Annotated in this window: 21 protein-coding genes; 17 read left to right on the top strand and 4 right to left on the bottom strand. The window is 66.5% G+C overall.

All coding sequences use genetic code 11. From position 1 onward, the window contains the following. Window positions 1-49: 49 nt before the first annotated feature. Window positions 50-2,140, top strand: coding sequence for a hypothetical protein (locus I0K15_RS14630; RefSeq protein WP_196102240.1), 2,091 nt, complete (start codon window positions 50-52; stop codon window positions 2,138-2,140). A gap of 68 nt (window positions 2,141-2,208) precedes the next feature. Here the strand turns inward: I0K15_RS14630 and I0K15_RS14635 are convergent, their stop codons facing one another. Further along, entirely contained in the window at window positions 2,209-2,913 is a 705-nt protein-coding gene (locus I0K15_RS14635) for a DUF599 domain-containing protein (RefSeq protein ID WP_230374138.1), read from the bottom strand. 114 nt (window positions 2,914-3,027) lie between these two features. On the opposite strand from I0K15_RS14635, the gene I0K15_RS14640 reads away from it, so the two are divergent. The 6 genes from I0K15_RS14640 (at window position 3,028) to I0K15_RS14665 (ending at window position 9,496) form a co-directional block, all read left to right on the top strand. Continuing rightward, window positions 3,028-4,464, top strand: coding sequence for an FAD-linked oxidase C-terminal domain-containing protein (locus tag I0K15_RS14640; RefSeq protein ID WP_196102241.1), 1,437 nt, complete (start codon window positions 3,028-3,030; stop codon window positions 4,462-4,464). 253 nt (window positions 4,465-4,717) lie between these two features. Continuing rightward, entirely contained in the window at window positions 4,718-5,842 is a 1,125-nt protein-coding gene (gene glcE, locus I0K15_RS14645) for a glycolate oxidase subunit GlcE (RefSeq protein WP_196105487.1), read from the top strand. Between the two features lie 45 nt (window positions 5,843-5,887). Continuing rightward, a complete protein-coding gene (gene glcF, locus I0K15_RS14650) occupies window positions 5,888-7,177 on the top strand; it encodes a glycolate oxidase subunit GlcF (protein WP_196102242.1) in 1,290 nt (429 codons plus the stop codon). 47 nt (window positions 7,178-7,224) lie between these two features. After that, complete coding sequence (locus I0K15_RS14655) at window positions 7,225-8,034, top strand: trypsin-like serine peptidase (protein ID WP_196102243.1); 810 nt, start codon at window positions 7,225-7,227, stop codon at window positions 8,032-8,034. A 193-nt stretch (window positions 8,035-8,227) separates the two neighbouring features. Then, window positions 8,228-8,674 (top strand): Hsp20 family protein, encoded by a 447-nt coding sequence (locus tag I0K15_RS14660; RefSeq protein ID WP_196102244.1) that lies wholly within the window; start codon window positions 8,228-8,230, stop codon window positions 8,672-8,674. Window positions 8,675-8,782: 108 nt separating this feature from the next. Next, complete coding sequence (locus tag I0K15_RS14665; protein ID WP_196102245.1) at window positions 8,783-9,496, top strand: DUF4344 domain-containing metallopeptidase; 714 nt, start codon at window positions 8,783-8,785, stop codon at window positions 9,494-9,496. A 50-nt stretch (window positions 9,497-9,546) separates the two neighbouring features. Here the strand turns inward: I0K15_RS14665 and I0K15_RS14670 are convergent, their stop codons facing one another. Then, window positions 9,547-9,717: a hypothetical protein gene (locus tag I0K15_RS14670; RefSeq protein ID WP_196102246.1), complete on the bottom strand. Its 171-nt coding sequence runs from the start codon at window positions 9,715-9,717 to the stop codon at window positions 9,547-9,549. A gap of 247 nt (window positions 9,718-9,964) precedes the next feature. On the opposite strand from I0K15_RS14670, the gene I0K15_RS14675 reads away from it, so the two are divergent. Continuing rightward, window positions 9,965-11,932, top strand: a complete 1,968-nt coding sequence (locus I0K15_RS14675; RefSeq protein ID WP_196102247.1) for an AMP-binding protein — start codon at window positions 9,965-9,967, stop codon at window positions 11,930-11,932. Between the two features lie 5 nt (window positions 11,933-11,937). Here I0K15_RS14675 and I0K15_RS14680 read toward each other — a convergent pair whose 3' ends face one another. After that, window positions 11,938-12,129 carry a hypothetical protein gene (locus tag I0K15_RS14680; protein WP_196102248.1) on the bottom strand — a complete coding sequence of 64 codons (192 nt, stop codon included), beginning with the start codon at window positions 12,127-12,129 and terminating at the stop codon, window positions 11,938-11,940. 287 nt (window positions 12,130-12,416) lie between these two features. Here I0K15_RS14680 and I0K15_RS14685 point away from each other — a divergent pair, with 287 nt between their 5' ends. From I0K15_RS14685 to I0K15_RS14700, 4 genes are all read left to right on the top strand, one after another. After that, the gene (locus I0K15_RS14685; protein ID WP_196102249.1) at window positions 12,417-13,238 is read left to right on the top strand and encodes an ABC transporter ATP-binding protein; all 822 of its coding nucleotides are present in this window, start codon (window positions 12,417-12,419) and stop codon (window positions 13,236-13,238) included. Beyond that, the gene (locus tag I0K15_RS14690) at window positions 13,231-13,725 is read left to right on the top strand and encodes a hypothetical protein (protein WP_196102250.1); all 495 of its coding nucleotides are present in this window, start codon (window positions 13,231-13,233) and stop codon (window positions 13,723-13,725) included. The genes I0K15_RS14685 and I0K15_RS14690 overlap by 8 nt, the downstream gene beginning before the upstream one ends. Beyond that, window positions 13,725-14,729, top strand: coding sequence for a branched-chain amino acid ABC transporter permease (locus I0K15_RS14695; protein ID WP_196102251.1), 1,005 nt, complete (start codon window positions 13,725-13,727; stop codon window positions 14,727-14,729). The genes I0K15_RS14690 and I0K15_RS14695 overlap by 1 nt, the downstream gene beginning before the upstream one ends. Before the next feature lie 100 nt (window positions 14,730-14,829). Beyond that, complete coding sequence (locus I0K15_RS14700; protein ID WP_196102252.1) at window positions 14,830-15,201, top strand: VOC family protein; 372 nt, start codon at window positions 14,830-14,832, stop codon at window positions 15,199-15,201. Between the two features lie 60 nt (window positions 15,202-15,261). Here the strand turns inward: I0K15_RS14700 and I0K15_RS14705 are convergent, their stop codons facing one another. After that, window positions 15,262-15,462: a hypothetical protein gene (locus tag I0K15_RS14705; RefSeq protein WP_196102253.1), complete on the bottom strand. Its 201-nt coding sequence runs from the start codon at window positions 15,460-15,462 to the stop codon at window positions 15,262-15,264. Window positions 15,463-15,593: 131 nt separating this feature from the next. Between I0K15_RS14705 and I0K15_RS14710 the strand changes: the two genes are divergently transcribed. The 5 genes from I0K15_RS14710 to I0K15_RS14730 all read left to right on the top strand — a co-directional run bounded on the left by I0K15_RS14710 (window position 15,594) and on the right by I0K15_RS14730 (window position 21,296). Beyond that, the gene (locus I0K15_RS14710; RefSeq protein WP_196102254.1) at window positions 15,594-16,670 is read left to right on the top strand and encodes a branched-chain amino acid ABC transporter permease; all 1,077 of its coding nucleotides are present in this window, start codon (window positions 15,594-15,596) and stop codon (window positions 16,668-16,670) included. Window positions 16,671-16,735: 65 nt separating this feature from the next. Next, entirely contained in the window at window positions 16,736-18,025 is a 1,290-nt protein-coding gene (locus I0K15_RS14715; RefSeq protein ID WP_196102255.1) for an ABC transporter substrate-binding protein, read from the top strand. A 58-nt stretch (window positions 18,026-18,083) separates the two neighbouring features. Continuing rightward, complete coding sequence (locus tag I0K15_RS14720; protein ID WP_196102256.1) at window positions 18,084-18,902, top strand: ABC transporter ATP-binding protein; 819 nt, start codon at window positions 18,084-18,086, stop codon at window positions 18,900-18,902. Window positions 18,903-18,954: 52 nt separating this feature from the next. Then, window positions 18,955-20,250, top strand: coding sequence for an ABC transporter substrate-binding protein (locus I0K15_RS14725; RefSeq protein WP_196102257.1), 1,296 nt, complete (start codon window positions 18,955-18,957; stop codon window positions 20,248-20,250). A 410-nt stretch (window positions 20,251-20,660) separates the two neighbouring features. Beyond that, window positions 20,661-21,296 (top strand): HhH-GDP family DNA glycosylase, encoded by a 636-nt coding sequence (locus I0K15_RS14730; RefSeq protein WP_196102258.1) that lies wholly within the window; start codon window positions 20,661-20,663, stop codon window positions 21,294-21,296. Window positions 21,297-21,300: the final 4 nt, after the last annotated feature.

The following is a 21,300-nucleotide window of genomic DNA, read 5'->3' on the forward strand; positions in this document are numbered from 1 at the left end:
GCGGCGTGTCGATGATCGAGTATTTGGGCGAAGTCGAAAGGGCAGGCGCATGAGCACGGAAATCGTCTTCGCGCCTCTTTTGCCGATCTGGGCACTGGCCGCGCTCGGCGGGGCCGCGGTGGTCCTGTGCCTCTACGCCGCCTGGATGCGCCTGTCGGGCTGGGCGCTGCGCGGCGCGGGCGCGCTGATCCTTGTTGCTGCCCTCACCGGGCCGAGCCTGAAGGAGGAGGACCGCGCACCGCTCACCGACATCGCTTTCCTGATCGTCGATCGCACCGGCAGCCAGTCGATCGCCCCGCGCCCCGACCAGATCGCGGAGGCGGAGGAGACGCTCGCCGCCCGGCTCGACGAGATCGGAGCGGATCCGGACGCGCCGCTGGAATGGCGCCGGATCGAGTTGCGCAACAGCGCCGGCGACGCCGCCGAGCGCGGGACGCAGGCGATGGCCGCGCTGACCGAGGCGATGGCCGGCGTCAGCCGCGACCGGATCGCGGGCGCGATCCTCATCTCCGACGGGCAGGTCCACGACCTCGCCGACGCGCCGGAACTTCCCGCGCCGCTCCACCTGATCCTGACCGGGACCGAGCGTGAATGGGACCGGCGCCTCGTCGTCGAACGCGCGCCCGCCTTCGGCATCGTCGGCGAGAGCGTGCAGATGTCGGTGCGGGTCGAGGAGCTCGGCCGCGTGCCCGACCCGGGCGGCGCCGTGCCCGTCAACGTCTCCATCGATGGAGAGGTCGTCGCCTCGATCCCGCTGCCCGTGGGCGAGACCATCGATTTCGACGTGCCGATCGAGCGTGGTGGGCTGAACGTGCTGGAGCTGACGATCGCCCCAGCCGACGGCGAGCTGACCGACCGCAACAACTCCGCTCTGGTGGAGATCAACGGCATCCGCGACCGGCTGCGCGTGCTGCTCGTCTCCGGCGAGCCCCATGCGGGCGGACGGACCTGGCGCAACCTGCTGAAATCCGACCCGGCCGTGGACCTCGTCCATTTCACCATCCTGCGGCCACCGGACAAGCAGGACGGCGTTCCGGTCTTCGAGATGAGCCTGATCGCCTTCCCGGTGCGCGAGCTCTTCATGGAGAAGATCGACGAGTTCGACCTCATCATCTTCGACCGCTACCGCAAGCGCGGCGTGCTGCCGACGCCCTACCTCGCCAACATCGTCCGCTATGTGGAGGAGGGGGGCGCCGTGCTCGTCGCCTCCGGCCCAGCCTTCGCGGGGGTGGAGAGCCTGTGGCGCACGCCGCTCTCCGAAGTGCTGCCGGCCGATCCGACCGCGCGGGTGATCGAGCAGCCTTACGTGCCCACGATCTCCGAGCTGGGCGCGCGGCATCCGGTGACCTCGGGCCTCACCGATTTCGCGCCTCGACCCATGGAGGACGGTGTGCCCGGCTGGGGCCGCTGGTTCCGCCTGATCGACCTGGCGCAGACCTCCGGCGATCGGGTGATGGAGGGGCCGGACGGCCGCCCGCTCCTGATCCTCGACCGGGTGGAGGAAGGGCGCATCGCGATGCTCGCCTCCGACAACGCCTGGCTCTGGTCGCGCGGCTACGAGGGCGGCGGCCCGCAGACGGAGATGCTGCGCCGCCTCGCCCACTGGCTGATGCAGGAGCCGGAACTGGAGGAGGAGGTTCTGATCGGTGACGACGCGGGCGGCGAGCTGGTGCTCACCCGCCGCACGCTGACCGAGGAGCCGCCGCAGCTCGAGGTGCAGACGCCGGACGGCCGCACCCTGACGCCGGAGATGAACGAGGTCTCGCCGGGCGAGTGGGAGGCGGTGCTGCCCGCCGATCCGCAGGGCCTGTGGCGCCTGCGCGATGGCGATGTGACCGGCGTCGCCGCTGTCGGCCCCGCCGCGCCGCGGGAGTTCGAGAACGCGCTCTCGACCTCCGACGTGCTCGACCCGCTGCTGACCGAGACCCGCGGTGGCGCCTGGCGCATCACCGACGGTGTGCCCGACCTGCGCCGCGTGCGCGAGGGACGCGGGGCCGCCGGGCGCGGCTGGCTCGGCCTGACGGATCGGGAGGCTTACACGGTGCGTGAGGTGCGCCTGAGCCCGCTCGCGCCCGCCTGGCTCGTCCTGCTCCTCGCGTCGGCCTGCATCATCGGCGCCTGGCGGCTGGAGAGCCGCTGAGCCCTTCTTCTTTGCCCAAATACGCTCTCGATCGGGCTGGAGCCCGCGGGCTCCAGCCCGATCCAGCCTCAGTCGGCCAGCAGCGCTTTGCGGGAGGCGGAGAAGAACTCGCGCCGGATCACCTCCCAATTCGTCAGCGCGAGTGCCACGATGAACGCCACCGGTCCAAGCAGCCAGGCCAGGGCTGCCAGCGCGTAGTAGATCGCCCGGAGCCCCCGGTTGAAGCTGCGCGCGGCGAAGGAGTTCAGCCGCGCCGCCCGGATCGCCGTTCGCTTCGCCTCCTCCGTCGTGCCGTCATTGGGCATCGCCGCCATCACGATCGCACAGTAGGAGAACAGCCGGTTCGACCAGACGAAGCGCAGGAAGGCGAAGGCCATCGTGGCGAGCACCAGCAGCAGCTTGAGTTGCACCACCTGCACCGGCATCTCGGGCAGGATGCCGCGGCCTGCGCCGAGCAGGAGCTCCGGCTGGCCGATCACCGCCGCGATCCCGCCGATGGCGAGCAGCGTGGTCGAGCCGAAGAAGGCCGTGCTCTGCCGGATCCCGTTCAGGATCGCGCTGTCGAAGATACGGACCTCGCGCGCCGCCATCTCGTTCATCCAGCGGTAGCGAAAGCGCTTCATGAGCACGTGGACGGAGGGCCGCTTCGTCTCGTCCTTCTCGATCCGCCAGGTGGTCGCGAACCACAACCCGACGAAGAGCGCGAGCGCCACGCCGTCGATCCAGCCGAGGGCGGCGAGCAGGTCGGTCAGCATCACCTCGTCGAAGGTCATCGGGCGCTCCTTTCGCGCGGATCATAATGCGGCGTCGCGGCGCAACGAAAAGGGCTGGCCTTGTCCGGAATTGGTCATATAATCTAACCAATCCCTGTCGAGTGGAGATGTCCCATGCAGATGCCCGATCCGAACCGGATGATCCTGGACCGCAAGGCGCATATCGTGGCGCGCCTGCAGAAGGTGCTGCCCGACGACGCCGTCATCCACTCCGACAACGAGGTGCGCGCGTATGAATGCGACGCGCTGACCGCTTACAAATGCCCGCCGCTCGCGGCCGTGCTGCCCAGCTCGACGGAGGAGGTCGCGGCTGTCCTCAAGATCTGCCACGAGGAGCGGGTGCCGGTGGTCCCCCGCGGCTCGGGCACATCGCTCGCGGGCGGGGCGCTGCCGACGGCGGACGCGGTGATCCTCGGCGTTGCCCGGATGAACGGGGTGCTGGAGACGGACTATGAGAACCGCTTCATCCGCGTGCAGACCGGGCGCACCAACCTCTCCGTCACCGGCGCGGTGGAGATGGAGGATTTTTTCTACGCTCCCGATCCGTCGTCACAGCTCGCCTGTGCAATCGCGGGTAATATCGCGATGAACTCAGGCGGGGCGCATTGCCTGAAATACGGCGTGACCACAAACAACCTGATGGGCGTGACCATGGTCACAATTGAGGGCGAGGTGGTCGAGATCGGCGGTGCGCATCTCGACCCCGCGGGCTACGATCTGCTTGGCCTGATCTGTGGATCCGAAGGGCAGCTCGGCGTGGTGACGGAGGCGACCTTGCGCATCCTGCCGAAGCCCGAGGGCGCCCGGCCGATCCTGCTCGCCTTCGATGCGAACGAGGTGGCGGGGGCCTGCGTGAGCGACATCATCCGCGCTGGCGTCCTGCCCGTGGCCATCGAGTTCATGGACCGCCCCTGCATCCGCGCCTGCGAGGCCTTCGCGAAGGCGGGCTACCCCGATTGTGAGGCTCTGCTGATCGTGGAGGTCGAGGGCTCCGATGCGGAGATCGACGAGCAGCTCGCCAAGATCAAGGAGATCGCCGCCCGCCACGACCCGGTGGAGATGCGCGAAAGCACGTCCGAGGCGCAGTCCAAGGCGATCTGGGCCGGGCGCAAGGCGGCCTTCGGCGCCATGGGCCAGATCAACGACTACATGTGCCTCGACGGCACGATCCCGGTCAGCGAGCTGCCCCGCGTGCTGCGCCGGATAGAGGAGCTGTCGGGGGAGTATGGCCTCGACGTCGCCAACGTCTTCCACGCGGGCGACGGCAACATGCACCCGCTGATCCTGTTCGACGCCAACAAGCCAGGGGATCTGGAGACCTGCGAGGCGCTGGGCGCGGAGATCCTGAAGCTCTGCGTCGAGGTGGGCGGTTGCCTGACCGGCGAGCACGGCGTGGGCGTGGAGAAGCGCGATCTGATGGGCGTGCAGTTCACGCCCGAGGACATGGAGGCGCAACTCCGCGTGAAGGACGTGTTTGACCCGGCATGGCTGCTGAACCCCTCCAAGGTGTTCCCGCTGGACGCGACGGAAGCGCGGCGGAACGCTGCATGACATCACCGTTCATTCCTGGGTGTGGAGGGCCGCGCACGACCTCGGGTGGGCGTGAAGCGCCATCCCGTGGGGGAGGTCGGGCGCTGTCCGGCGGTGCCGCCGGGCGGTCCGCAACCGACCGCAGACAGCAAGCCGGGTTCGCCCGCCATTTGACCAAACCCGTAAAACACCCGTCCCCTCTCCCGTCCCGCGGGGGAGGGTTAGGGAGGGGGCCTTCGGAGCGCCACGCATGACCACGACCCTGGACCGCACCCTGCGCCCGACCTCCGAGGCGGAGCTTGCCGACGCCGTGCGCGAGGCCGCGTCCTCCGGCACCAAGCTGGAGATCCGCGGCGGCGGCACCCGGCCCATCGGCGATCCCGTGCAGGCCGACGCCACGCTCGAAACCGGCAGCCTCACCGGCATCAGCCTCTACGAGCCCGGCGCGCTGACTGTTGTCGCCCAGGCTGGAACCGCACTCTCCGAGATCGAGGCCGCCCTCGCCGCCGAGGGCCAGATGCTGCCCTTCGAACCGCCGCGGCTGAACAGCCTGCTCGGCACGACCGGCGAGAGCACCATCGGCGGCGTGGTTGCGACCGCCGCCTCCGGCCCGCGCCGGATCAAGGTCGGCGCCTGCCGCGACAGCCTGATCGGCGTCCGTTTCGTCGACGGGCGCGGCGACGCGATCAAGAACGGCGGCCGGGTGATGAAGAACGTCACCGGCTACGACCTCGTGAAGCTGATGGCGGGCAGCCACGGCACACTCGGCGTCCTCACGGAGGTCAGCTTCAAGGTGCTGCCGCGACCGCAGTCCACTGCCGTCCTGCTCTTCGAGGGGCTGAGCGACAGCGACGCGGCGATCTGCATGGCCGAGGCCATGGGCTCGCCCTTCGACGTCTCGGGCGCGGCGCATCTACCGATTGGGCTCGACGAAGCGCCCGTCACCATGATCCGGCTGGAAGGGCTGACGGAGAGCGTCACCTACCGCGCCGGAGCGCTCGCCAAGGCTCTGCGCGCGCACGGCACGCCGCGGATCGAGACCGATCCGGAACGCACCGCCGCCGGGTGGCGCCATGTCCGCGATGCCGAGCCCTTCGCCGGCAAGGACGGCGATGTCTGGCGCGTCTCCGTCAAACCCTCCGACGGGCCTCAAGTCGCCGACGCCGCGAAAGCCCTGGCCCATTTCTACGACTGGCAGGGCGGCCTCGTCTGGCTGCTGACGGAGCCGGGCACGGACCTGCGCGCTCGCCTCACCGGCATCCCGGGTCATGCCACGCTGATCCGCGGCGCCGGCCAGCCCGCCTTCCACCCCGAACCCGCACCGCTCGCCAAAATCGCCGCGGAGCTGCGCGCCCAGTTCGACCCCCACGCCATCCTGAACCCCGGCCGCATGGGCTGATCCACGCCGATCGGCGAGGGCAAGACCGGCGAAGAGAAAGAGACGATGCAGACCACCTTCACGCCCGATCAGCTCAAGGACCCGGCCGTCGCGCGCTCCAACGAGATCCTGCGGACCTGCGTGCATTGCGGGTTCTGCACGGCGACATGCCCGACCTATCAGGTGCTGGGCGACGAGCTCGATAGCCCGCGCGGCCGCATCTACCTCATCAAGGACATGCTGGAGAACGAGCGCAAGCCGGATGAGAAGACGGTCAAGCATATCGACCGGTGCCTCTCCTGCCTCGCCTGCATGACGACGTGCCCCTCGGGCGTGCACTACATGCACCTCGTCGATCACGCGCGGGAATACATCAATGAGCACTACGACCGCCCGCTGATGGACCGGCTCCTGCGCTGGACGCTGGCGCGGATCCTGCCCTATCCGACCCGCTTCCGCGCGGCGCTGGGACTGGCGAAGCTCGGTCGGCCGTTCAAGGGCCTCATGCCCGACGCCCGCCTGCGCGCGATGCTGGAGATGGCGCCGAAGGACATCCCACCGCCCTCGCGCAACGACCGCCCGCAGGTGTTTCCGGCGCAGGGGGAGCGTAAGGGGCGCGTGGCGCTGATGACCGGCTGCGCGCAGCGGGCGCTCAACACCGACATCAACGACGCGACCATCCGCATCCTGCGCCGCCATGGGATCGAAGTGGTGGTGGCGAAGGGCGCGGGCTGCTGCGGCGCGCTCACCCACCACATGGGTAAGACCGACGAGAGCCACGGCTCCGCCGCCGCCAACATCCGCGCCTGGACGAAGGAGATCGAGGGTGACGGGCTGGATGCCATCGTCATCAACACCTCCGGCTGCGGCACGACGGTGAAGGATTACGGCCACATGTTCCGCAACGATCCGCTGGCCGGGGATGCGGCGCGGGTCTCGGCGCTCGCCAAGGATATCTCCGAAGTGTTGGAGCAGATCGGCATCGAGGGCGAGGCCGAGCCGCTGCGCGTCGCATACCATGCCGCCTGCTCCCTGCAGCACGGCCAGCAGATCAAGGACACGCCGAAGAAGCTCCTGAAGAAGGCGGGTTTCAAGGTGGTCGAGCCCCGCGACAGCCACCTCTGCTGCGGCTCGGCCGGCACCTACAACCTGATGCAGCCCGAGATCAGCGGCGAGCTGAAGGCGCGCAAGGTCGAAACGCTGCATGAGACCAAGCCCGACCTGATCTCCGCCGGGAATATCGGCTGTATGATGCAGATCGGCTCTGCCACAGGTGTTCCGGTGGTCCACACGGTAGAGTTGCTCGACTGGGCCACAGGTGGTCCTAAACCGCGCGCATTGTCGACGTCTGATTGATCCGGGCGCAACACGCTGGCACACTCTTCTCCAATCGAGGGGATCACATGCTGCGCGCCATCTTTCTTGCCATGCTTCTGGCCGTTCCCGCGTGGGCGGAGGGTCGGCGGATGCTCACCGAAGAGGAAGCCCGCGACTGGCAGGCCGTGGGCCGCGTCAACATCGCGGGGGAGAAGTTCTGCACCGGGGCACTGATCGCGCCCGACCAGGTGCTGACGGCGGCGCATTGCGTCTTCTCCGACGTGTCCCGGCGGCTCTACCGCCCGGACCGGCTGCATTTCGTGGCGGGCTATCGTTTGCAGGACTACACCGCGCACCGGCAAGTCCGGCGCATCATGGTCCACCGCAGCTTCGACCCGGGCCGCGAGCTCAGCCAGCAGATGATCATGGCCGATATCGCGGTGCTGGAGCTTGCCGAGCCGATCCACGACGTGCGCCCCTTCGAGCGGGAAGTGCGGCCGCGCGCCGGCGATGACATCGCCGTGGTGTCTTACGCCCGCGACCGGCCCGAAGCGCCGTCGATCCAGGAGCCGTGCGAGACCATTGCGGTCGACGGGCGCTTCATCGTGATGGATTGCGACGTGACCTTCGGCGCGTCGGGCTCCCCGGTCTTCACCATTCGGAACGGGCGACCGCGGATCTCTTCCGTGGTGTCGGCCATCGGGACGCGGGGCAACTCGGACCAGCAGGTGGCCTATGGCGCGGCGCTCGATGACGGGGCGCTCGACTCGGTTCTGCGGGACATGGTGCACGGTGATGCGGATCGCGGCATGCGGCGGCTGGGCGGGGGCTCGATCTCCGAACAGTTGGGACGTCAGCCGGCGCAGGACGCGACCTTCAGTAGCATCGGGCAGTAGGGCGCACGCCACTATTCTCGTTTGAGTTCAGGTGGATGCTCGCTTGATCGCCGTTCTCCGACGGGGTCTTGAACGCACGAAAACGCTCCCCAGATAAGCGATGCGGGATGCCGGAACCGGGTCCCGCGCGACGACGGGCCCGTCCGGGATGGAGGGCCCGACCCGACAGTATCGCTTTGTGAAAGGATGCGACATGCGGACCCAAGATCTTTCGCCATTCTACCGGACCACCGTCGGCTTTGACCGGCTGTTCAACCTGCTCGACAGCGTCGCCGACAACGGCCAGACCGGCTACCCCCCGTACAATATCGAGAAGACCGCCGAGGATGCCTACCGCATCACGATCGCCGTCGCCGGTTTTGCCGAGGACGAGCTGAACATCGAGGCGCGTGATGGCCAGCTCGTCGTCTCCGGCAAGAAGGCCGAGGACAAGACCGAGCGGACCTTCCTGCACCGCGGCATCGCGACCCGTGCATTCGAGAAGCGCTTCCAGCTCGCCGAGCATGTGCGCGCCACCGGTGCGCGGTCGGAGAACGGCCTCCTCCACATTGACCTCGTACGCGAGGTGCCCGAAGCGCTGAAGCCGCGCCGGATCGAGATCCAAGGCGCGAATGCCATCGAAGGCACCGTCGAGGCCTGATCGCCCGACATCGCGACGGATCGAAGCCACCCCCACGCGGGGTGGCTTTTTCATGTCCGGGCATTGCGGGATCGACCGCTTCCGCCGACACTCGTGATTGGGGGTGTCATGCGTTTTATCGTCAGTTTTCTCGCGCTCCTTGCGGCCCTACCTACGGCCGCGCAGGACCGGATGTTGTCCGGCACGAAACGGGCGCTCACCCACATCATCGCGCATGAGATCGGCCACGCGCTGATCCGCGAATTCGACCTGCCGATCCTCGGCAACGAGGAGGTGATGGCCGACACCTTCGCCACCATCGCGCTGCACGAGGCGACGCCGAACCGGATTGAAGAGATCATCCTCGCCCGCGTCGCGGCATGGCGGGCCGAGAATGATGCCGAACAACTCTATGCCGAGCATCCGAGCGATGCGCGCCGGGCCGCGCAGGCAATGTGCCTGCTCTACGGTCTTGATCCCGACCGGTTCGAACCCGCGGCCCGTGCGGATGGAATGACGGGGGAGGAGGCGGCGGACTGCCGTGACCGGGTGCCCGAGATCGCCCGCGCGTGGCGGCGTATCGTCGCGCCGCTCCGGATGCCGGAGGGCTCGCGGGTCACCGAGGTGCGCGTGATCGTCGGGGAGGGACCGTGGGAGCAGGCGCTGCGACGCAGCCGTCTGCCTGACACGATGGAGGACCTGCTCGCCGCCTTCGACTGGCATTCGCAGATCACGCTGCATTTCGATCATTGCGAGGGCGGCGCGAGCTGGTCGCGAAACAGTCGCACAATCCTGGTCTGCGACGACCTGATCGAGCGGCTCGAGGGGCTTTCAACGCCCTGAGGCGGGCAAAAGGGCCGTATCTGCTGGCCCCTTTGCATCGGACATCCGCATCACACGTCGGCGGGGGCCGCCGTGCTGGACTTGTCAGCGGCCAGCGTCGATTTCGGCGCCGACGGATCCTTCTGCCGCTCAACGACCGCGATCTTGCCCATCAGCGCAAGCACGCAGAAGCCGATCAGCGTCACCAGTGCGAGGCCCGGGATCAGAACATTCACATCCATCATCGATACTCCAATTCATCAGGAAACATTGGGGTGGAAACGTCCCGGCTCCACTGCCCGTTCCGGCCCGCGACCGACTGCCTCAATCCGTTGTGCGCCGCAAAATTGAACGATGGTTCATTTTTCACTCTTTACGGAGCGTCAAATCTGTTGGAACCTTTTTGACAACAAGAAGGACCCCGAGCGGAAAGATTCTGTCGCCATCCAAACGAGCGACCTGCGGGGTGTCCAATGGGGAGGGCCATGCATGGGCGAGAGCGATCTCGGCACGCTCGACACGTTTCCGAAGCTCATGGCGGAGAATGCGCGCCGTTTTGCGGACGCACCCGCCTACCGGGTCAAGGAATACGGCATATGGCAGGGCTGGACATGGTCCGAAGCCTACAAGGACATGCGCGCCACCGCGCTCGCCCTGATGGAGCTGGGGCTGCAGCCCGGTGACCACGTGGCGATCATCGGCTCGAACCGGCCGGAACTCTACATCGCGATGACCGCGATCTCCGCCGCCGGGGGTGTGCCGGTGCCGATCTACCAGGACGGGGTGGCGGACGAGATCGCCTATGTCCTCGATCACTGCTCGGCCAAGATGGCGTTCTGCGACGATCAGGAACAGGTCGACAAGGTGCTTGAGGTGAAGGACCGCCTGCCCGACCTGCGCGACGTGATCTACCGCGACAACCGGGGCCTGAGAAAATACGACCACACCCACCTCCACCCGCTCGACGAGATGCTGGAGAAGGGGCGCAAGGCCGAGGGAGCGGAGGGTGCCGCCCTCGACACCGCCATCGCGGCGAAGGGGTCGGATGACACCTGCGTCATGCTCTACACCTCGGGCACGACGGGGCGGCCGAAGGGCGTGGTGCTCTCCAACCGGAACATCCTGGTGACGGCGAAGAACTCCGCCGAATTCGATCATCTGCGCCAGACCGACAGCGTGCTCGCCTACCTGCCTATGGCCTGGGTCGGCGACTTCATCTTCTCGATGGGGCAGGCGCAGTGGACCGGGTTCTGCGTCTGCTGCCCCGAGGCGCAGCACACCATGCAGACCGACCTGCGCGAGGTGGGGCCGACCTACTTCTTCGCGCCGCCGCGCTTCTTCGAAGGGTTGCTGACCAACGTCATGATCCGGATGGAGGATGCGGGCAAGATCAAGCAGAAGCTCTTCCACCACTATATGGAGGTGGCCAAGCGCGTCGGGCCCAAGATGCTCGATGGCGAGCCGCTGAGCTTCGGCGAGCGGCTGAACTACGCTATCGGCAACGCGCTCGTCTTCGGCCCGCTGAAGAACACGCTGGGCCTCTCCAAGGTCCGCGTTGGCTACACCGCCGGGGAGGCGATCGGGCCGGAGATCTTCGAGTTCTACCGTGCGCTCGGCATCAACCTCAAACAGCTCTACGGCCAGACCGAAGCGTCGGTCTTCATCACCCAGCAGCCCGATGGGCAGGTCCGGGCGGACACCGTAGGCGTGCCAAGCCCGGAGGTGGAGATCCGCATCGATGACAGCGGCGAGGTCTTCTACCGCTCGCCCGGAACCTTCGTTGAGTACTACAAGAACGCCGAGAGCACGGCCTCGACCAAGGATGAGCACGGCTGGGTCGCGACCGGCGACGCCGGCTTCATCGAGAAGGACAGCGGCCACCTGCGCATCATCGACCGCGCGAAGGACGTCGGTAAGATGGCCTCCGGCGCGCTCTTCGCCCCGAAATATGTTGAGAACAAGCTGAAGTTCTTCCCCAACATCCTGGAGGCCGTGGTCTTCGGCAACGGGCGGGACTACTGCACCGCATTCCTCAACATCGACCTCGGCTCCGTCGGCAACTGGGCCGAGCGCAACAACATCGCCTACGGCTCCTACCAGGAGCTCGCCCAGCACCCGCAGGTGCAGGCGACGCTGCAGGCGCATGTGGAAGAGGTGAACCGCTCCATCGCGCAGGACGAGATGCTGGCGGGCTGTCAGATCCACCGCTTCCTGATCCTGCACAAGCAGCTCGACGCGGACGACGGCGAGCTGACGCGAACCCAGAAGGTCCGCCGCCGCATCATCGAGGAGCGGTACGCCGACCTGATCACCGCGCTCTACGACGGCTCCGCCACGGTCTTTGCTGACACCGAAGTTACCTATGAGGACGGCCGCAAGGGCCGGGTGAAGGGCACGCTGGAGATCCGCGACGTCGAGACCGTGCCGGTCGAGGAGCAGAAGGTGGCGGCGGAATGATCTGTTCACTCGAATTCAGGCGCCAAGCCGTTCACTTGTGCCAGACGAATGGCAACGCTGTCGAATGGCTCCCCAAAGCACTGCGAGATAAACAAGGCCGTGTCGTTGACTGGAATGCGTCTGCACCTATCGCATCTCTCCACACCTTCTCGAAAGAGATCGGGCTGATCGTCACCTGCTTCTTTGCTAATCGTCATCGTTCCACTCCAGTCGCTAACCAATCCTGCGAGACGGTCGGGCACGACTATGAGAGGCCCAATGCACCACCGGCGGCGCCTTCACGTCAAAGGTTGGGCTGGATGCTGGATCTTCTTGAAATTCAAAAGCGTAGGGCTTTCCAAGATACTACTCCGGCCGGGCAGAAGGCCCGGCCTGCGCCCGACCTCCCCCCCGGGAGGGCGCATCCGCACCCACCCGAGGTCGGGCTCCGGCCTCAGCGTAGTGCGCTGAACCAAGCCGATTTCAGTTTCGGAGGCACATCCAAATGAACGACATGAGCCCCGACAGCTACACCACCCCCGACGGCCGCACGATCGGCGGCGTCATGATGGAGGTGAAGAACATCACCCTGCGCTTCGGCGGCGTGGTGGCGATCAAGGACATCTCCTTCGACATTCGGGAGGGGGAGATCCGTGCGATCATCGGCCCGAACGGTGCGGGCAAATCCTCGATGCTCAACGTCATCAACGGCTTCTACCACCCGCAGGAGGGCGAGATCTTCTTTCGCGGGCAGAAACGCGGCCCCATGAAGCCCTACCAGATCGCCCAGCAGGGCATCGCGCGCACATTCCAGAACATCGCGCTCTTCAAGGGGATGAGCACGCTCGACAACATCATGACGGGCCGCTTCACCCACATGAAGGCGCCGATCTGGGCGCAGGCCCTGTGGAAGGGTCAGGCCGAGCAGGAGGAGATCGAGAACCGCGAGGTCGTGGAGAAGATCATCGACTTCCTGGAGATCCAGGCGATCCGCAAGACCCCCGTCGGCCGCTTGCCCTACGGCCTTCAGAAGCGGGTGGAGCTCGGCCGGGCACTGGCCGCGGAGCCGAAACTCCTTCTCCTCGACGAACCGATGGCCGGCATGAATGTGGAGGAGAAGGAGGACATGTCCCGCTTCATTCTCGACGTAAATGACGAGTTCGGGACCACGATCGCGCTGATCGAGCACGACATGGGCGTGGTCATGGACATCTCCGACCGGGTCGTGGTGCTCGACTACGGCAAGAAGATCGGGGACGGCACGCCGGACGAGGTCCGCTCGAACCCCGAGGTCATCGACGCCTATCTGGGGGTCTCCCATGATTAAGGCGCTCGCCTTCGCCACGGCGATGCTGGCCACGCCGCTCGCCGCGCAGGAAAGCGCGGAGATGCTGGCGCTGCTCGAGGCGCATTGCATGCCCAAGGTCCAGAGCGATGCGGCGGTGAACCCGCCGCTGGAGCCCGCCTCCGAAGGGATCGCCGACAGCCTGCTCGACGGGCAGCCGGGGCGGGCCTGGACCGCCGCCAATCCTGCCATCGCGCTCTTCGACTACGAGGGGGCGCCCTCCTGCGGCGTCTTCGGCGCGGGCGTGCCGCAGGCCGAATTCTTCGCCGCCATCGACGGCTGGATCGACGGGATGGGCATGGTGGAGGCACCGCGCGAGGGCGACACCCGCCGGTTCCTCGCCGATGCCGGGGACGGCGAGGTCGCCATGCTCTTCGCCATGACAGCGCCGGGCCAGAACGTCGCGGTGCTCAACGCGCTGCGCCTGCCGGCCAATGACTGGACCAACTCCATCCTGGGAGGGAACTGATGCCCATCGAGCTGCTCAACATCATCGAGGTCTCGATCAACGGGCTGATGACCGGCGTGCTCTACTCGCTGGTGGCGCTCGGCTTCGTGCTGATCTTCAAATCCTCGGGCGTGTTCAACTATGCCCAAGGGGTCATGGCGCTTTTCGCCGCGCAGACGCTGGTGGGGATCCAGACCGGCCTTGTGCCCTTCGCCCACCTCATCAACGCGGTCTTCGGAACCCACGTGCACACGTTCGGCTGGGACCTGCCGTCGCTGCTGTCGATCGTGCTGACGACGGGCGTGATGATCCTCTTCGCGTGGGTCGTGGTGCGCCAGATCATGGTTCGACTGGTCAATCAGGAGCCGATCATTCTCTTCATGGCGACTATCGGCCTTGCCTACTTCATGGAGGGCTTCGGCGATCTCATGTGGGGCGCCGAGCTCAAGACCCTCGACGTTGGCCTGCCCTCGGGCGGCTCCTTCTGGATCGAGGAGGTGACCGCGGCCTGGGGGCCGGAGGGGGAGAACTACTGGGGCATGTATGTCGACGTGCTCGACATCTGGGCCGCGGTGATCGCGGTGGCACTGGTCGTGGCCCTTACCTCCTTCTCCCAGTACACCAAGGCGGGCACGGCGATGCGCGCGGTGGCGGATGACCACCAGGCGGCGCTGAGCGTCGGCATCTCGCTCAACCGCATCTGGATCATGGTCTGGTCCATCGCGGGCTTCGTCGCCCTCGTCGCGGGCATCATGTGGGGGGCCAAGTCCGGCGTGCAGTTCTCGCTGTCGCTGATCGCGCTGAAAGCCCTGCCGGTGCTGATGCTCGGCGGCTTCACCTCTATCCCCGGTGCGATCGTCGGTGGCCTGATCATCGGGGTGGGCGAGAAGCTCTTCGAATACCTGATCGGCGTGCCGTTCCTCGGCGGTGCCACGGAGAACTGGTTCGCCTACGTGCTGGCGCTCATCTTCCTGGTGTTCCGTCCGCAAGGCCTCTTCGGCGAAAAGATCATCGAGCGGGTGTGATGGCGAAGCGGTCTCATAACGCGCAACCGCCGCGGATCCGGGTCCAGGGCCGCATGGGGCGGACGGTCCCGGCGCTGCGGCCGGGACGGTGGAGTGCTGCATGACCCACAAGTCTCTCCAGCGCATCATCGTGATCGATTGCAAGACCGACGATCTGGCCGAGGCCGCGCGCTTCTGGGCCGGGCTCTACGACGCGGAGGTCGAGGTCGACCCGGACGGCAAGTACGCGAAGCTCTCGGGAAATGCCGGCCCGATGGTGCTGCTGCAGGCCGTGGACCACGACCCGCGCGTCCACCTCGACATTGAGGCCGATGATCAGGCCGCGGAAGTCAGCCGGCTCGAAGCCCTCGGCGCCACCCGCGTCGCGGACATCAAGGGCTGGACCGTGATGGAGGCCCCGACCGGCCACCGCTTCTGCGTGGTCAAGCCCCAGGACGCCCGCTTCGCCGAAATGGCGGAGGTGCGGGGATGATCTCTCTGGCTCAAGCGAAGCGTGATCAGCAGGCGTGGCTTATGCCGGCCACGAGACCCATCAGTACGATGACAATCGCGGCCGCCTTGATGAAGCCCATGCCCAGAAAACCATCAGGGTTGCTGTTCCAACGGCCAGCAGCGCGGCGCGCCAGGCAATCTCGAACGCGGCCTCGTACAGCCCGTCGCGCAGTTCGCGGCCGATGCAGCGCCAGAAAGACGGCGCGGTGCCGGTCCGCTTTGAAATGGCGTCATCTTTCATTCGGATCTCCGATGTCGGCAGCAGCGCACCTGCTTCAGGTGTGGTGCAGCACAACGATCCGGAAGATCCAGCAACAACAACGCGATGCGCCGTGCCGCATCGGACACAATCAAGGCTCGGGAGGAACCGCAATGCTCTATCGTGAGGCGGGTGATTTCAAGACGTCCTACGTGGATGACAGCCAGACCTTTCCGATCGCCTTCGACCGGCGGGGATATTACGGGCTGATCGCCGTCATCTTCCTGGTGCTGCCGTTCCTCGTCACCGACTACACGGTGAACGCGATCCTGCTGCCGTTCCTGATCTTCTCGATCGCGGCTCTCGGGCTCAACATCCTGACGGGGTATTGCGGGCAGGTGAGCCTTGGCACCGGCGGGTTCATGGCGGTGGGAGCCTACTCGACCTACAAGCTTATGACCGCGTTCCCGGACTTCAACATTTTCTTCATCGTGATCATCTCCGGGCTAATCACGGCTGTCGTGGGCCTGCTCTTCGGCCTGCCGTCCCTGCGGATCAAGGGGTTCTACCTCGCGGTGGCGACGCTGGCCGCGCAGTTCTTCCTCGTCTGGATGTTCAACAAGGTCTCCTGGTTCTACAACTACTCGGCCTCCGGCCAGATCACAGCACCGGAGCGGACGATCTTCGGCCAGCCGATCACCGGCCCGCAGACCGAGCCGTGGGTTGCCTATCTCTTCTGCCTCGTCTTCGTCTTCGCGCTCGCGTGGCTGACGCGGAACCTCACGCGCGGGCGCATCGGGCGCAGCTGGATGGCGATCCGCGACATGGACATCGCGGCGGAGATCATCGGGGTGAACCCGCTGAGGACCAAGCTCTCGGCCTTCGCGATCTCGTCCTTCTTCATCGGCATCTCCGGCTCGCTCTTCTTCGCGGTCTATCTGGGCGCGGCCGAGGTGGGGGAGGCGTTCGGCATCCAGAAGTCGTTCCTGGTTCTCTTCATGATCATCATCGGCGGCCTCGGCTCCGTCTTCGGCTCCTTCGCGGGGGCGGCCTTCATGGTGCTGCTGCCGGTGTTCCTGAAGCTCTTCTTCGTGGACACGCTGGGCTGGCCGACGGATATCGCGGCCCACATCAACTTCATCGTCGCGGGCGGCCTGATCGTCCTCTTCCTCATCGTGGAGCCGCACGGTCTCGCCGCGCTCTGGCGCACGGTGAAGGAGAAGCTGCGCCTCTGGCCGTTCCCGCACTGAACCCGAAACCAGCAACCAGACCCCGGCGAACCGGGGCACATCATGTCCAAGGGAGGTATTCCGACATGAAACTGAAGACCCTGACCCTCGCGGCCTCCACGACCGCGATCCTGGCCGGTCCCGCCGCCGCGGAACTGGTGTTTCCGTCGCTCGACTATCGCACCGGTCCCTACGCCGCCGGCGGCATCCCGTTCGCGGACGGCTATGCGGATTACTTCACGCTGCTCAACGAGCGCGACGGCGGCATCGGCGGCGTTCCGGCCCGGGTGCTAGCCTGCGAGACCGGCTACAACACCGAGCGCGGGGTGGAGTGCTACGAGTCGACCAAGGGCGAGGGCGCACTGGTCTACCAGCCGCTGTCCACGGGCATCACCTACCAGCTCATCCCCAAGGCCACGGCGGACGATATCCCGATCCACTCCATGGGTTACGGCCGGACCTCCGCGGCGAATGGCGAGGTGTTCAGCCACGTCTTCAACTACCCCGCCAACTACTGGCAGGCCGCATCCGGTATCGTGAACCACATGCTGGAGGAGAACGGCGGCGACATGTCGGGCAAGCGCATCGCGCTCGTCTACCACAACTCCGCTTTCGGCAAGGAGCCGATCCGCACGCTCAACGAGCTCGGCGCGCTGCACGGCTTCGAGCTGCTGGAGCTTGCGGTCGACCATCCGGGTCAGGAGCAGCGCTCCCAGTGGCTGGAGATCCGGCGCCAGCGTCCCGACTACGTCATCATGTGGGGTTGGGGCGTGATGAACCAGGTCGCCATTCAGGAGGCCGCCAACATCCGCTTCCCGATGAACAACTTCTACGGTGTCTGGTGGTCGGGCTCGGAGAACGACGTGCTGCCCGCCGGCGCGGGGGCCGACGGCTACCGCTCCGTCACGTTCCACGGCGTCGGTGACGACTACCCGGTGTTCGACGACATCCAGCAATACGTCGTCGATGCGGGCCTCGCCGCCGGTGCAGGCGACCAGGTCGGCACGGTGCTCTACAACCGCGGCCTCTACGCCGCGATGCTGGCCGCCGAGGCCGCCCGCACCGCGCAGGAGATCCACGGCACCGCCGAGATCACGCCCGCGATGATGCGCGACGGCATGGAAGCGCTGGAGATCACCGAGGAGCGCATGGCCGAGCTCGGCCTGCCGGGCTTCGGCCCCGAGTTCGCCGTGAGCTGCGCCGATCACGGCGGCCCCGGCAACTCCGCCATCGCGGAGTGGGACGCGGACACCGAGACGTGGTCGCTGATCTCCGACTTCACGGCGCCGGACAACGATGTGATCGAGCCGTTGATCATGGAGGACAGCCTCGCCTACGCGGCGGAGAACAACCTGCCCGAGACGCGCTGCGAGTGATGCGCACCGCCCCCGGCGCCACGCGCGCCGGGGGTCTTCTGACCGACCGGAGGGACCGATGCTCGACGCCGCCAAGACCCAGGAAACGCTCCTCGAGGTCAACAATATCGAGGTGATCTACAACCATGTGATCCTCGTCCTGAAGGGGGTCAGCCTCTCCGTGCCCAAGGGCGGGATCACCGCGCTTCTGGGCGGCAACGGGGCGGGCAAGACAACGACGCTGAAGTCGATCTCCGGCCTTCTCGCCTCTGAACGCGGCGAGGTCACGAAAGGCTCGATCCTCTATCGCGGCACGCGGATGCAGGATCTCAGCCCCAACGAGCTGGTGAAATCCGGCGTCATCCAGGTCATGGAGGGCCGCCACTGCTTCGAGCACCTGACGGTTGAGGAGAACCTGATGACCGGGGCCTACACCCGGTCCTCGGCCGAGGCCAAGCAGGGCCTCGAAATGGTCTACGAATACTTCCCCCGGTTGAAGGAGCGGCGGAAGTCGCAGGCGGGCTACACCTCCGGCGGCGAGCAGCAGATGTGTGCCATCGGCCGCGCGCTGATGTCGAAGCCCGAGACGGTGTTGCTCGATGAACCCTCTATGGGACTTGCGCCACAGTTGGTCGAAGAAATCTTCGGCATCGTGAAGTCCCTCAATGAAAACGAGGGTGTGAGCTTCCTTCTCGCCGAACAAAATACCAATGTTGCCCTACGATACGCACATTACGGCTACATTCTGGAGTCAGGACGTGTCGTCATGGACGGGCCTGCCGCGGACCTGCGGGAGAACCCGGATGTGAAGGAATTCTACCTCGGCATGTCCGAAGAGGGCCGCAAGAGCTTTCGGGATGTGCGCAGTTACCGGCGCCGCAAGCGCTGGCTGAGTTAAGCACCATTAAGCGCCCACCAAAAACAACCAGGGCGCGTCTCGAGGGGGAGACATGACAAAAGCACTTCGTGCGCTGGTCCTCGCCGGACTGGCCCTGACGGCGACTCCGTCTTTCGCAGATCTGACACTGGTCGGCCTGACCTACCGGACCGGGCCCTACGCGCCCTCCGGCATTCCCTATTCCGACGGCTTCGCCGATTACCTGACGCTGCTCAACGAGCGCGACGGTGGCATCGGCGGGGAGCGGATCGAACTCATCGAGTGCGAGTTCGGCTACAACACCGAGCAGGGCCTCTCCTGCTATGACGAGACGGTGGGGCAGGACGCGCTCGTCTACCAGCCGATGAGCACCGGCCTCACCTATCAACTCATCGAGCGGGCGCAGCGCGACGGCGTGGTGCTCCACACCATGGGCTATGGCCTGACCGCGGCGTCGGACGGCGGGATGTACCCGTACGTCTTCAACTTCCCGGCGCACTACTGGGACGCGGCGAACGCCCAGATCCGCTACATCAAGGAGCAGAACGGCGGCTCGCTCGAAGGGCTGCGGATCATGCACATGCACCACAACTCCGGCTATGGCCGCGAGCCGATCACCACGCTCGAGGCGCTGGCCGAGCGCGAGGGCTTCGAGCTGGTCCTCCAACCGATCGACCATCCGGGCGAGGACCAGTCCGCGATCTGGCCCGTGGTGGAGGCCGAGCAGCCCGACTACATCCTGCTGTGGGGCTGGGGCATCATGAACCGCCGGGCCCTGGAAGGCGCGCGCGACATCGGCTACCCGATGGAGCAGATGATGGGCGTCTGGTGGTCCGCCTCCGAAGGGGACGTGAAGCCGCTGCGCGACGCCGCCGACGGCTACCGCGCCGTGACGTTCCACGCGGTGGGCGACAACTTCCAGATCTTCAACGAGCTCAACGAGCTGGTCTACTTCGGCGGCAAGGCCCGCGGCCAGATGAACAATATCGGCGAGGTGCTTTATAACCGCGGCATCGCGGCGGCGATCTATGCGACCGAGGCGATCCGCAAGGCGCAGGAGCTGCACGGCGTGGCCGACGTCACGCCGGACATGGTGCGTGACGGGTTCGAGAACCTCGTGATGAACGACGAGCGTTTTCAGGAGCTCGGCATGGAGGGCTTCACCCCGCCCATGCAGATCACTTGCGAGGACCACGGCGGCGCGGGCCTCGTGGCGGTCAAGGAATGGAACGCGCAGCAGCGCCGCTGGGTGCAGGTCACCGACTACTACGAGCCCGACGACGCGCTGATCGAGCCGCAGATCGCGACGGCCTCCGAAGCATTCGCGGCGGCCAACGGCATCGTGCGCACCGGCTGCCCGAACGGCTGATCCGCTCGGTTTGTCGAACGCTCCGCCCGCTGCGCACCCCGCGGCGGGCGGTTGCTTTTTGGGGGCTGCTTGCATGGGTTGTCCAACCGTCCCGGCCGAAGAGCCGGGACCTTTCCGAACGAAGCACCTCGCTCAGAAAGGCCCCGGATCACGTCCGGGGCGGTATCAATCTGAAGCCCCTTCCTGCCCGGCTGACAGGCCGGGCCGCGCCCGACCTCCCCGCGGAGGGCGCGTTGGCGATGTCGGATATCGAACTTTCCACCTAGATGCTTGACGGCGCGGACCTTTCAATTCCGTCCCACGCGCACCCTCCAGGTCGGGCGCGACCCTCGTCGCCATGAACAGCCCCGGCGAAACGCCGCAGGACCTCGCGCCGCCGCCGCACGTTGTCTCCCCGAAAGGAGACTTCCATGAGCCACAAGGACATCGTGAACGCCCTCATCGACAGCCAGGGCACCCTCTTCTCCGAGGAGATGGGCGCCAACATCGCCCGCGATACGCCGCAGGAGCTCTTTCACTGGCTGGAGGGTGCGATCCTCCTCTCCGCCCGCATCGCCACGGCGCAGGCCATCGAGGCCGCGCAGGCCCTGCGCGCGGAGAAGCTCCACAAGATCGATGAGATCCTCGCCATCGACAAATGGGACATGGTCGCCGTGCTGCGCCACAACGGCTACAAGCGCTATGACACCGTCACGACCGAGTACATCAAGGACGCGGCGCAGATGGTCCGCGACCGCTACGACGACGACCTGCGCGGCATGAAGTCGGACGACCCGGACGAGGTCATCGCTCGCATCAAGGAGGTGAAGGGCATCGGCGATGTCGGCGCCGATATCTTCGCCCGCGAGGTCCAGCTCGTCTGGGACGTCTTCTATCCGCGTGCCGATGGCCCGGCTCTCGACGCGGCGAAGGATCTCGGCCTGCCGACCGACCCGCAGGAGCTCGCCGCTCTCGCCGGCAGCCGGGAGCGCTTCGTCCGCCTGATGGCGGCCCTGACGCGCGCCGCCCTCGATGGCCCGTCCGAGCAGGTGTGGGACGCCGCCTGAGGCC

It is taken from the genome of Pontivivens ytuae (assembly GCF_015679265.1).
GTDB lineage: Bacteria > Pseudomonadota > Alphaproteobacteria > Rhodobacterales > Rhodobacteraceae > Pontivivens > Pontivivens ytuae.

Bases quoted from the DNA above. Each gene is read 5' to 3' on its own strand.
- I0K15_RS14630 (WP_196102240.1), top strand. From the start codon at position 50: ATGAGCACGGAAATCGTCTTCGCGCCTCTTTTGCCGATCTGGGCACTG.
- I0K15_RS14635 (WP_230374138.1), bottom strand. From the start codon at position 2,913: ATGACCTTCGACGAGGTGATGCTGACCGACCTGCTCGCCGCCCTCGGC.
- I0K15_RS14640 (WP_196102241.1), top strand. From the start codon at position 3,028: ATGCAGATGCCCGATCCGAACCGGATGATCCTGGACCGCAAGGCGCAT.
- glcF (WP_196102242.1), top strand. From the start codon at position 5,888: ATGCAGACCACCTTCACGCCCGATCAGCTCAAGGACCCGGCCGTCGCG.
- I0K15_RS14655 (WP_196102243.1), top strand. From the start codon at position 7,225: ATGCTGCGCGCCATCTTTCTTGCCATGCTTCTGGCCGTTCCCGCGTGG.
- I0K15_RS14660 (WP_196102244.1), top strand. From the start codon at position 8,228: ATGCGGACCCAAGATCTTTCGCCATTCTACCGGACCACCGTCGGCTTT.
- I0K15_RS14665 (WP_196102245.1), top strand. From the start codon at position 8,783: ATGCGTTTTATCGTCAGTTTTCTCGCGCTCCTTGCGGCCCTACCTACG.
- I0K15_RS14670 (WP_196102246.1), bottom strand. From the start codon at position 9,717: ATGGATGTGAATGTTCTGATCCCGGGCCTCGCACTGGTGACGCTGATC.
- I0K15_RS14675 (WP_196102247.1), top strand. From the start codon at position 9,965: ATGGGCGAGAGCGATCTCGGCACGCTCGACACGTTTCCGAAGCTCATG.
- I0K15_RS14680 (WP_196102248.1), bottom strand. From the start codon at position 12,129: ATGACGATTAGCAAAGAAGCAGGTGACGATCAGCCCGATCTCTTTCGA.
- I0K15_RS14685 (WP_196102249.1), top strand. From the start codon at position 12,417: ATGAACGACATGAGCCCCGACAGCTACACCACCCCCGACGGCCGCACG.
- I0K15_RS14690 (WP_196102250.1), top strand. From the start codon at position 13,231: ATGATTAAGGCGCTCGCCTTCGCCACGGCGATGCTGGCCACGCCGCTC.
- I0K15_RS14695 (WP_196102251.1), top strand. From the start codon at position 13,725: ATGCCCATCGAGCTGCTCAACATCATCGAGGTCTCGATCAACGGGCTG.
- I0K15_RS14700 (WP_196102252.1), top strand. From the start codon at position 14,830: ATGACCCACAAGTCTCTCCAGCGCATCATCGTGATCGATTGCAAGACC.
- I0K15_RS14705 (WP_196102253.1), bottom strand. From the start codon at position 15,462: ATGAAAGATGACGCCATTTCAAAGCGGACCGGCACCGCGCCGTCTTTC.
- I0K15_RS14710 (WP_196102254.1), top strand. From the start codon at position 15,594: ATGCTCTATCGTGAGGCGGGTGATTTCAAGACGTCCTACGTGGATGAC.
- I0K15_RS14715 (WP_196102255.1), top strand. From the start codon at position 16,736: ATGAAACTGAAGACCCTGACCCTCGCGGCCTCCACGACCGCGATCCTG.
- I0K15_RS14720 (WP_196102256.1), top strand. From the start codon at position 18,084: ATGCTCGACGCCGCCAAGACCCAGGAAACGCTCCTCGAGGTCAACAAT.
- I0K15_RS14725 (WP_196102257.1), top strand. From the start codon at position 18,955: ATGACAAAAGCACTTCGTGCGCTGGTCCTCGCCGGACTGGCCCTGACG.
- I0K15_RS14730 (WP_196102258.1), top strand. From the start codon at position 20,661: ATGAGCCACAAGGACATCGTGAACGCCCTCATCGACAGCCAGGGCACC.